At 39.1% G+C, this 9,907-nt stretch carries 8 protein-coding genes and 1 tRNA gene; 6 read left to right on the plus strand and 3 right to left on the minus strand.

Going from position 1 to position 9,907, the window contains the following annotated elements; translation table 11 throughout:
- Window positions 1-36 precede the first annotated feature (36 nt).
- Together LY11_RS21410 and topA are read right to left on the minus strand one after the other, a co-directional pair.
- On the minus strand, window positions 37-441 hold the full coding sequence (locus LY11_RS21410) for a hypothetical protein (protein WP_111635669.1): 405 nt from the start codon (window positions 439-441) through the stop codon (window positions 37-39).
- Between the two features lie 4 nt (window positions 442-445).
- A complete protein-coding gene (topA, locus tag LY11_RS21415) occupies window positions 446-3,043 on the minus strand; it encodes a type I DNA topoisomerase (protein ID WP_111635670.1) in 2,598 nt (865 codons plus the stop codon).
- A gap of 226 nt (window positions 3,044-3,269) precedes the next feature.
- Here topA and LY11_RS21420 point away from each other — a divergent pair, with 226 nt between their 5' ends.
- The 3 genes from LY11_RS21420 to LY11_RS21430 all read left to right on the plus strand — a co-directional run bounded on the left by LY11_RS21420 (window position 3,270) and on the right by LY11_RS21430 (window position 5,589).
- The gene (locus tag LY11_RS21420; protein ID WP_111635671.1) at window positions 3,270-3,779 is read left to right on the plus strand and encodes a glutathione peroxidase; all 510 of its coding nucleotides are present in this window, start codon (window positions 3,270-3,272) and stop codon (window positions 3,777-3,779) included.
- Window positions 3,780-3,905: 126 nt separating this feature from the next.
- On the plus strand, window positions 3,906-4,664 hold the full coding sequence (locus LY11_RS21425) for a 5'-nucleotidase C-terminal domain-containing protein (protein WP_245952853.1): 759 nt from the start codon (window positions 3,906-3,908) through the stop codon (window positions 4,662-4,664).
- A complete protein-coding gene (locus LY11_RS21430; RefSeq protein ID WP_111635672.1) occupies window positions 4,657-5,589 on the plus strand; it encodes a metallophosphoesterase in 933 nt (310 codons plus the stop codon). Before LY11_RS21425 ends, LY11_RS21430 begins: the two co-directional genes overlap by 8 nt.
- A gap of 6 nt (window positions 5,590-5,595) precedes the next feature.
- Here LY11_RS21430 and mnmA read toward each other — a convergent pair whose 3' ends face one another.
- Window positions 5,596-6,687, minus strand: a complete 1,092-nt coding sequence (gene mnmA, locus LY11_RS21435; RefSeq protein WP_111635673.1) for a tRNA 2-thiouridine(34) synthase MnmA — start codon at window positions 6,685-6,687, stop codon at window positions 5,596-5,598.
- 185 nt (window positions 6,688-6,872) lie between these two features.
- Here mnmA and LY11_RS21440 point away from each other — a divergent pair, with 185 nt between their 5' ends.
- From LY11_RS21440 to LY11_RS26940, 3 genes are all read left to right on the plus strand, one after another.
- Window positions 6,873-9,155: a GH92 family glycosyl hydrolase gene (locus LY11_RS21440; RefSeq protein WP_111635674.1), complete on the plus strand. Its 2,283-nt coding sequence runs from the start codon at window positions 6,873-6,875 to the stop codon at window positions 9,153-9,155.
- A 188-nt stretch (window positions 9,156-9,343) separates the two neighbouring features.
- A tRNA-Lys gene (locus LY11_RS21445) sits at window positions 9,344-9,416 on the plus strand.
- A gap of 241 nt (window positions 9,417-9,657) precedes the next feature.
- Window positions 9,658-9,907 (plus strand): ISAon1 family transposase N-terminal region protein (locus LY11_RS26940; RefSeq protein WP_211321621.1); only part of this gene is annotated, 250 nt, incomplete at its 3' end.

Below are 9,907 nucleotides of genomic sequence, written 5' to 3' on the forward strand. Positions count from 1 at the left end.
GTCAGGGAAAATACGAAAAAATATTGAACTGGAAACCTATTTAATCATCACGCCTGGTTTATTCATCAGGGGAATTTTGATCAGGTTATCATCTACTATACTTTCTGGTAAAAAGATGAATTTCTTATCATAAATAGTACCGTCTATATAATAGCTTAACCAATATTCGTTCGTCAGTCCGAAGACTTCTGTGTCTATTGCTTCAACTCCTTTAAAGGAATTAGCTGGTATATCGCCTAAAAAATGACGCAGTACAGAAGTCTTTACGAGCCTGCCATCCTTTTCGCCATAGCCTTTGGAGCTGATCAGTACATTATCAATTTGTACATTTTTCAGATTGATCAGGTAAACAGTCCAGTTTTTTACTTCTGGAGTTTCACTGATCAATACGACTGCCATAGCCAGGTCTTCCACAATATTTTCCGGCAGATCTTTCTTCATATTTCTATTTCTTTTTAACTGGGGCTTTTTTCTTTGCAGGTGCTTTTACTGCTGCAGTTTTTGTACCGGCAACTTTAGTACCAGCAGCTTTCTTTTTCGTTGCTTTTGGCTCAAAAGCATTCGGAACCTGCTCAACAATTAGTTTTTTAACCTCTTCCAGAGAAAGTACAGCCAGCTCTTCTGGTGTATACTTTTCGTTCGTGGACGGGTTCTTACCCAGTTTGAGCATATCTTTTCCGAAACGGATGAAAGGTCCCCATCTGCCGTTCTCGATAGCAATTTTATCAGCTGTCCATTGCTGGATAAACCTGTTTGCCTCTTTCTCTACTTTTTTACCAATCAGTTCCTTGATGTCACTATCAGATAATTCATCAAAGTTATAAGCTTTAGGTACATTGATAAACAAATCATTCCATTTGATAAACGGTCCGAAACGTCCGGTGCCTTTAGTTACTGGTAACTCATCATAATGTGCAACAGGAGCATCAGCAGTAATTTTCTCTTCGATAATTACGATTGCACGGCTCTGATCAACAGTTAAAGGATCTTCGTTTTTAGGGATAGAGATATAAGTTTCTCCCCATTTCACGTAAGGTCCGAAACGGCCAACACCTACAGCAACCTCTTTATCCTTATAATTTTCCAATTGGAAAGGTAACCTGAACTGCTCTAAAGCATCTTCCAGAGTCACAGTACCCACCGACTGAGATTTCATCAGACTTGCGTATTTCGGTTTCTCTTCATCGTCATTCTGACCGATTTGTACCAGAGGACCAAACTTACCAACCTTCGCATAAACATTTTTACCACTCACCGGATCAACCCCTAATAAGCGCTCACCGTTTGCCCTGTCGGCAGTTTCAGTAGTCACTTCAACTTCCTTATGGAAAGGCGTATAAAAAGCGTGAAGCATTTTTGTCCAGTTTTGTAAGCCCTGGGCAATCTCATCAAATTCCTTTTCTACTTTAGCAGTAAAGTTAAAATCAACAATACCTTTAAAATGCTCAACTAAGAAGTCATTGACAACTTCACCTATATCAGTTGGGAATAATTTAGATTTTTCCGCACCTGTAATCTCAGTTTTAATGGCTTTGGTTACTTCACCATTTTCAAGAATGATCGAACCAAATGAACGGCTGCGACCATCACGATCTTCTTTCACTACATAACCACGATTCTGGATCGTAGAAATAGTAGGGGCATAAGTAGATGGACGGCCAATACCAAGCTCTTCCAGTTTCTTAACCAAACTTGCCTCTGTATATCTTGCAGGTGGACGGGAGAAGCGTTCTGTTGCATTCATCACGTTCAGCGACAGATCCTGACCTTTAGCTAAAGGCGGCAGGATATTTTCATTGTCTTTGTCTTCTGCATCTTCATCATCGCTTGATTCCAGGTAAACTTTCAGGAAACCGTCAAACTTCATGACTTCACCTTCAGCAACCAGACTTTCACTGCGTGTGCTTACTGCAATTTGTGCCGTAGTTTTTTCAAATAATGCTTCGCTCATCTGAGAAGCGATCGCACGTTTCCAAATCAGCTCATACAGCCTCTGTTCAGAACTATCACCAGTTACGGTATGCTGATCAAAGTAAGTAGGGCGGATGGCCTCATGCGCTTCCTGAGCCCCCGCGGATTTAGTTTTATAAGTTCTCAGCTGATGATATTTCTGGCCGTAGGCAGAATTGATCTCATTCGCTGCAGCTGTTAAAGCTGTTTCAGATAAGTTTACCGAATCCGTTCTCATGTAAGTGATCTTTCCACTTTCATATAAACGTTGTGCAACCTGCATGGTACGTGATACCGGGAAGCCTAGTTTCCGGGATGCTTCCTGTTGCAGGGTAGAGGTGGTAAAAGGTGCCGCAGGATTACGTTTAGCTGGTTTAGTTTCCAGGCTGCTGATTTTAAAACCTGCATTGACACAGTCGCGTACAAATTTCTCTGCTTCGGCTTCCTGTTCAAATCGCTGAGGTAATTCTGCTTTCACAAATTCCCTTGCTTTTCCTGTGCTGAACCGTGCTGTAATTTTATAGGCAGCGGCCGCGTTAAACTTATTTACTTCGCGTTCTCTGTCTACAATAAGACGTACCGCTACTGATTGTACACGGCCAGCCGATAAAGAAGGTTTCACTTTTTTCCATAATACCGGAGAAAGTTCGAAACCTACCAGGCGGTCTAACACGCGTCTTGCTTGTTGTGCATTAACCAGGTTATAATCAATTGTTCTTGGAGATTCAATCGCTTTTAAAATTGCAGGCTTGGTGATTTCGTGAAAAACAATACGTTTAGTCTTGTTTTCTTTCAATCCCAGCGTCTCAAACAGGTGCCAGGAAATTGCTTCCCCTTCGCGGTCCTCATCGGATGCGAGCCATACCATCTCGGCTTCCTTTGCTAATTTCTTAAGTTCAGCTACCACTTGCTTTTTATCGGCGGGTACTTCATAGGTTTGGGCGAAGTCATTGTTCGTATCTATTCCCATGTCTCCTTTAATTAAATCGCGGATGTGTCCGTAGCTCGATTTAACAATGAAATCTTTACCCAAATACCCTTCTATTGTTTTCGCTTTTGCAGGTGATTCAACTATTAATAAATTTTTGGCCATCTAGAAGGTTTTTCTGCAAATAAAACTATAAATAAGCCTAAAATCAAAATTCTACTAAGAATAAATCTCAAAAAGTATGATTTAGACGTTGAAATTATTGCTCATTTCTTAAATCTAAGGCTTCAATTAGTACGTATAATGAATAAGAATCGATTAAGTTTACCTTCCTATTATATACGTGTAAATAATTTGTCCATATATTCGTTGTAACATAAAATTTAAAACTATGAACACCCTACTTATTTTATTCAGTTTGTTATTTACCCCGCCGCAAAGCATTTATGATTTTACCATGAAAACAATTGATGGTAAAGAGATTAAGCTTTCAAAATTCAAGGGTAAAAAAATTCTTATTGTAAATACAGCTTCAAAATGCGGGTATACGCCACAGTATGAAGATCTGGAGAAATTACATCAGAAGTATGGTAAAGATGTAGTGCTGATTGGTTTCCCTGCTGGTAATTTCGGTGGACAGGAGCTGGCTACAAATTCAGAGATTCAGGATTTCTGTAAAAAGAATTTTGGCGTTACATTTTTATTAAGTGAAAAAGTGAGCGTAAAGGGAAATGACATTAATCCGATTTTCAAATACCTGACTTCTGCCAGTAATGCTGATTTTACCGGAGATATCAAATGGAATTTCGAAAAGTTCCTGATTAATGAAAAAGGAGAGCTGGTTCACCGTTTCCGTTCTAAGGTTACTCCAATGAGCCCTGAACTGACTAAAGACTTGTAACAATTGCTATACAAAGCCTTTTAGGGGCATTAAAGTATGAAAAAGAGAAATCCCTTAACAAGGATTTCTCTTTTTTTTAACATGGAAATTAAGGGATTGAGTTACATTTGCAACTCAATTTCAACTATGCAAAATTCAGCAAAGCTCAGAACACTCAGTTTTCTTCTGGGCTCTTTCTTTTTATGCGCCTGCAGCAGCAGCTACCAGGTCGTTAAATCCAATCGTGGAGAATACAAATTATCGAAGGATTTAGCCGTAGATAGTTCAATTATCCGCACTTATCAGCCTTATAAGCTAAAGCTCGATTCACAGATGAATGAGGTTTTGGGTTATTCAGACAATGAACTTACTAAAAAACTGGTGGGCGGAGAATCTTCTTTAGGGAATTTCTTTGCGGATGCCGCTTTAGTTGAAGCGCGTAAAACAAGCCCGCAAATAGATTTCACGATGCCGAGTACAAATGGTGGATTGCGTAACGATTTACCTTTAGGAGCGATCACATTGTCCAATGTTTTTGAGCTGATGCCATTTGAAAATGAGTTGATTGTTTTTGAACTGAAAGGTTCAGATGTGCAGACCTTACTGGATTACATTGCCCGCACCGGCGGGCAACCTGTTGGAGGTTTAACAATGAAAATCAAAGCAAAGAAACCGGTAGATGTGCGCATTGGCGGGCAGCCTTTTGATCCTGCAAAAAATTATAGCGTGTTGACTTCTGATTATATTGCAGGTGGTGGTGACGGGATCAGCAGTTTTAAAAATCCTGTATCCAGCAAAGTATTGAAGCTTAAAATCCGCGATGCGTTAATTCAATATATTAAGGAAACTAAAATTAAAGGAGTAAAGATCAGTTCAAAATTAGATGGGAGAATGACCAATGATTAACCGTAGAAAATTTATAAAGACTAGTGGTATCGCGGCAGCTGCGACCGCCTTAAGTATACATTCTTTAGATGCGCTGGCAAATGGGGAACTGAAACACCTGACTATTTTACATACGAACGATGTGCATAGCCAGATCGAGCCTTTTGCGATGAACGGTGGCCGGAACCAGGGACTGGGCGGAGTAGCACGAAGATCGGCTTTGATTAAAAAGATAAGAGCGGAACAGCAAAATGTACTTTTACTGGATGCCGGTGATATTTTTCAAGGCACTCCATACTTTAATTTATATGGTGGAGAGCTTGAAATTAAGCTTATGAGTGAAATGGGATACGATGCCGCAACGATGGGAAATCATGATTTTGACAATGGGGTAGAAGGTTTCTATAAGCAGTTGCCTCATGCTAATTTTCCGATCCTGGTGAGTAATTATGATTTTTCTGATACGATTATGCACCAGTCTACGAAGCCATTTAAGATCTTTAATAAAGGTGGTCTGAAGATTGGTGTTTTTGGAATTGGTATTGAGCTGAAAGGGTTGGTAGGCGAGAAGAACTATGGGAACACTATTTATCAGGACCCTGTTTTGAAAGCTAATGAAACTGCTTCACTGCTTAAAAATGAGCATAAATGTGATTTGATTATTTGCCTGTCTCATTTGGGTTATAAATATTCGGACAAGAAAGTATCAGATCAGACTTTAGCGGAGAATAATGATCATATTGATTTAATCATCGGAGGACATACACATACTTTTATGGCTCAGCCTCAGGATGTGAAAAACAGGGCCGGAAGGGTTACCACGATTAACCAGGTTGGTTTCGCCGGAATAAACTTAGGACGTATTGATTATTATTTTGAAGCATACAGAGGGAAGAAATTAATAACTTCTTCTCCCTATATGATTTCAGATCAGCTGGATAGCTAACAATATTTAGACAAGGAAACCGCCTCCCAGGAGGTCGTTTCCTTCGTAGAAAACAGCAGATTGTCCAGGTGCAATCGCAGATACATTATGATCAAATACCACGCGCATTCTGTCTTTTTCCTGAACGATGGTACTTAGCATACCAGCATCTTTATAACGTATTTTGGTAATCACATTATCCATTGGTTCATAAATATTGTCATATTTAATCAGGTTAATGTTACGTACCATAGCTTCACTTCTTTCCAGTTCTTCGGCTCTGCCCAGCATAACTGTATTACTTTCCGGAAGGATTTGAGTCACAAACATAGGCTCACCAAAAGCGATGCCCAGTCCTTTACGCTGTCCGATGGTATAAAAAGGATAGCCTTTATGTTGTCCAACGATCATTCCGTCACTGGTGATGAAATTTCCACCTGCTACACGATCTTCCAGATCTTCTACTTTATGTTTTAAGAACGAACGGTAATCATTTTCAGGTACGAAACAGATTTCATAGCTCTCGCTCTTTTTTGCCAGTTCTTCCTGTCCCATGTCCAGCGCCATTTGTCTGATGTCAGCTTTGGCGAAAGACCCTAAAGGAAATTGCGTACGTGCCAGGTTTTCCTGAGAAACACCCCATAACACATAAGACTGATCTTTATTTTCATCCAGTCCTTTAGAAATTACATGTCTGCCGTTCTCATGTTGTCTGACGTTTGCATAATGACCAGTTGCAATAAATTCGCAGTCCAGTTTATTTGCACGTTTCAGCAACGCTTCCCATTTGATGTGGGTATTACATAACACGCACGGATTAGGTGTGCGGCCTGCAAGATATTCGTCAACAAAATTATCAATTACATAATCACCAAATTCTTCTCTGATGTCTAATATATAATGTGGAAAGCCATAATTAACTGCTAAGGTACGGGCATCATTGATACTGTCCAGACTGCAGCAACCGGTTTCTTTACTACTGCTTCCTGATGTGGCATAGTCCCAGGTCTTCATCGTTAAACCGATAACTTCATACCCTTGTTCGTGTAACATTACTGCTGCTACTGAACTATCTACACCGCCACTCATGGCTACCAGAATTCTACCCCTTTTACTCATTGTATTTTAATATGAGACAAAAATAACTGATTTTAGTTAAAGATTCATTTTTTAAGGAGTCAGATCCTTGTAAAAAGGTAAATGAATTGTATGATTAAACGATATAGCACATATGATACAGCGTTTTACAATCTTATGTGATATATTAGGGCTTTAATAAAAAACAAACCAAAACAGACTAATTGATGAAGAAATTTCTATTTTACAGTATTTTATTTATTCCTTTTATCGGTAATGCGCAGCAAGATCTTGCTAAATATGTGAAGCCAATTATTGGAACGCAGAAAATGGGGCATACTTATCCGGGGGCAGTAGTTCCATTCGGTGCTGTTCAGTTGAGTCCGGAAACGGATACGTTATCGTATGAGCTGAACGGAAAATATAATGGCGATGTCTATAAATATTGTGCGGGTTACCGTTATGAAGATAAAACGATAGTTGGATTTAGCCATACGCATTTCAGCGGATCTGGCCATTCAGACCTTGGAGATTTCCTGATTATGCCTACGCAGGGGAAATTGCAATTAAATCCAGGCGTGGCTTCTGATCCTAAGGGTGGATTCCGTTCTGCTTTTTCGCATAAGAATGAGGTTGCAGAAGCAGGTTATTACAAAGTTAAATTGGACGATGATAACATTCTTGCGGAATTAACGGCTTCAAAAAGAGTAGGTATGCACCAGTATACTTTCCCTAAATCTGATCAGTCGCATATTATTCTGGATCTGATGGCAGGTATTTACAACTATGAAGATAAGAATGTATGGACTTATGTGCGTGTAGTCAATGATTCATTGGTAACCGGATACCGTCAGACTAATGGCTGGGCAAGAACAAGAACAGTTTATTTTGCGATGTCATTCTCTAAGCCATTTGTAAAATATGGTCAGAAAAACTATGACCGCAAACAGGCTTATAAAGGATTCTGGGGTAAGTTTGACCAGACAAAGAACTTCCCGGAAATTGCTGGTAAACAGATAAGAATGTATTTTGACTTTAAAACTGAGGATCAGGAAAAAGTAAAGATCAAGTTTGCATTATCTCCGGTAAGCCAGGAAAATGCTTTGGAAAATATGCGTGCTGAGATACCGGGATGGGATTTTGAGCAGGTTAAAAAACAAGCAAAAGAGGAATGGAATAAGGAATTGAATAAGATTACTGTCAATACATCAGAAGATGATAAGGTGAATTTTTATACCGCAATGTATCATGCTTTTATCAATCCGACAGTTTATACCGATGTAAATGGTCAATATAAAGGATTGGATCAGGGGATTCATGAAGCGAAAGGTTTTACAAATTACACAACTTTCTCACTTTGGGATACTTACAGAGCATTACATCCATTCTTTAATTTAATTCAGCCTTCACGTAATAATGATATGGTGAAGTCTATGATGGCGCATTATGATCAGAATTCTTTGAAGATGCTGCCGATCTGGTCACATTATGCAAATGATAATTGGTGTATGAGTGGTTATCACAGTGTTTCTGTAGTTACTGACGCAATTATTAAGGGTGTTTATACTGGTGATCCTGAGGCAGCGCTTGCAGCTTGTATTGTGACTTCTAACCACAGGGATTATGAAGGTATAGGAGACTATATTGATAAAGGATTTATTCCTGCTGAGAAAAGCGGTGTTTCCATTTCAAATACGTTGGAATATGCTTATGATGATTGGTGTATCGCCCAATTAGCTAAAAAATTGAATAAACAGGATGTTTACCAGGAATACATGAAACGTTCTGGAAACTGGGAGAACAATTTTGATCCTTCAACAGGATTTATGCGCGCTAAAATGGCTGATGGTACTTTCCAGAAGAAATTTGATGTGATGAGTACACATGGTCAGGGCTTTATTGAGGGTAATTCATGGAACTATAGTTTCTTTGTTCCGCAGAATCCAAAATTACTGATTGAACGTATGGGAGGGAAGCAGAAGTTTACAAACAGGCTGGATACCTTATTTACAATGCACTTGCCGGATGAGTTTTTTGCGGATACGGAAGATATTACCAGAGAGGGAATTGTTGGAGGTTATGTACACGGTAATGAGCCGGCGCACCATGTGGCTTATTTGTACAACTGGACGGATCAGCCTTGGAAAACTCAATCCAGAATAAGAATGATCTTGAAAATGCAATATAAAAATACGCCTGATGGTTTAGGTGGAAATGATGATTGCGGACAGATGAGTGCGTGGTATTTATTCTCTTCACTGGGTTTTTATCCTGTAGCACCTGGTTCTGATGAATATTCTTTAGGTAGCCCTGCCGTGAAGTCTGCGGTATTGAAACTGGAGAATGGAAAAACGTTTACGGTGGATGCAATTAATCAGAGTGATAAAAATGTATATGTACAAAAGGTTTTACTGAATGGTAAGGCGATAACTACGCATACGATTAAGCATGCTGATATTACAGATGGAGGTAAACTGACATTTTATATGAGTAGTAAACCGGCAAAATAGGGCTGGTTTTATGAATGAAACAGGGCAGGGGTATTATTATCCTTGCCCTGTTTTGGTTTTAAAGGGTTTGCAGTGAAATTAATGCTATTGAAAAACAGCTTGTTGACTAATTAAAGGCATTTTATTTTCAAAGGGATTTGCATGTTAATATTAAATTTCTACCTTTGCAGTCCTTCAAAAAAGGAATTGATTCCGTAGCTCAGCTGGTAGAGCATTACACTTTTAATGTAGTGGTCCTGGGTTCGAATCCCAGCGGGATCACGAAAGCCTCAATGCAAATTGAGGCTTTTCGCGTTAAAAAATATTTCTTCATTTTCCAACTTTACCTTGATTTCCCGGATCAAGTCATAAACTTGTGGATCAGGGATTAAATTTCAAGTTTTGGGTTTGATATTTTTTAGTTCAAAGCAGCTGGTTACGATTCTTTAATAAGCTGATTCCGGATCAAGCAAAAAAGTTGGGGATTTGATAAGTTTCATTAATTTTGTTAAATATCATTATTTTGGACACCTCAATACTATCATTAATATTACCAGAAGGCTTAACCGAATACTTTGAGCTGGATAAGTTCGAGTTTAGCGAAGGCTCATATCATATTTATCTTTTAGAAAAAAACATACATCCCAAGGAATATTCAGGTGAAAAGCTACTTTCTAAGGGTTTTTTCGATGAGATCACTGTTCGTGACTTTCCTTTACGCGGCAAGCCCTGCTTTTTGAAGTTAAAGCGACGTAAGTGGCAGAATGCTAGCA

Origin of the sequence: Pedobacter cryoconitis (genome assembly GCF_003259615.1) — a bacterium.
GTDB classification, from domain to species: Bacteria; Bacteroidota; Bacteroidia; order Sphingobacteriales; family Sphingobacteriaceae; genus Pedobacter; species Pedobacter cryoconitis.